We start from the raw sequence: 1004 nt of genomic DNA, 5'->3' as shown, positions 1-1004 counted from the left end.
CCGCCCGCCGTACGGGGACGGCGCCAACACCCCGGCGCTGAACACCGCGGTGCAGCAGTGCGGGCCGCGGGCCGTCGTGCTCTGGCGCGAGTCGATGCAGATCCACGACATGCAGTACCAGGCGGCCGACAAGAAGCTGCGGCCCGGGGACATCGTGCTCGCCCACTTCCGCGGCCCGAAGGACCTCAAGGGCGAGACCATGACGCAGATGTTCGGGGAGATGCTCGCCCGGATCCAGGAGCAGGGCTTCGCGGTGGCCCGCCTGGAGGACTACATCCAGCCGCCGGCCTCCTAGGAGGCGGCCGGGTCGGGAGCCGGGGCGTCGGCCGGGGCCGGGGCGTCGGCCCTGACGGGCCGGCCGAGCATCATCAGCGGGCCGTGGTCGGTGCGGCTGAGGATCACCGTGACGGTGTTCGGGCCGCTCGGCTTCAGCTGGCGGCGCAGCTCCTCGGGGGTGATCGCCATTCCGCGCTTCTTGATCACCACGGTGCCGACGGCCCGCTCGCGCAGCAGCGCCTTCAGCTTCTTGATGTGGAACGGCAGCACGTCGGTGAGCTCGAAGGCGTGCGCGTACGGGGTGGCGACCAGCTCGTCCGAGGTGACGTAGGCGATCTTCGGGTCGATCAGCCGGCCGCCGACCTGCTCCGCCACCTCGGCCACCAGGTGGGCGCGGATCACCGCGCCGTCCGGCTCGTAGAGGTAGCGGCCGACCGGTCCGGCCGGCGGGGCGGGCAGGGCGCCGCCGGGGAGGGAGGCGCCCTGCGGCAGCAGCGTGGCGCGGTGCGGCCGCTCGGCGCGGGTGCCGAACCAGAGCACCGCCTCCTTGACGTCGCCGTGGTCGGAGACCCACTCGGCCTCGGCGTCCGCCGGGACGGCCTCGTGCGGGATGCCCGGCGCCACCTTGAGCGCCCCGACCGGGGTGCGCCGGCCGGCCTCGATCGCCCAGGACAGCGGCGGCGCGTACGCCTCGGGGTCGAAGACCCGGCCGCGCGAGGTGCGGCGGG

2 pseudogenes are annotated in these 1004 nt (G+C 74.7%); one reads left to right on the top strand and one right to left on the bottom strand.

Features of this window, described 5'->3' with window-relative positions:
• Positions 1–295: pseudogene (locus tag MCM47_RS44545) on the top strand (polysaccharide deacetylase family protein); the annotation flags it as partial.
• Here the strand turns inward: MCM47_RS44545 and MCM47_RS44540 are convergent.
• Positions 292–1004 (bottom strand): annotated as a pseudogene (locus tag MCM47_RS44540) (SAM-dependent methyltransferase); the annotation flags it as partial. The pseudogenes MCM47_RS44545 and MCM47_RS44540 sit on opposite strands and share 4 nt — an antisense overlap.

Origin of the sequence: Kitasatospora sp. A2-31 (assembly GCF_022288725.1) — a bacterium.
Classification (GTDB): domain Bacteria; phylum Actinomycetota; class Actinomycetes; order Streptomycetales; family Streptomycetaceae; genus Kitasatospora.
Note: the sequence above shows the minus strand (reverse complement) of the source record. Positions and strands in the feature narration are given on the sequence as shown.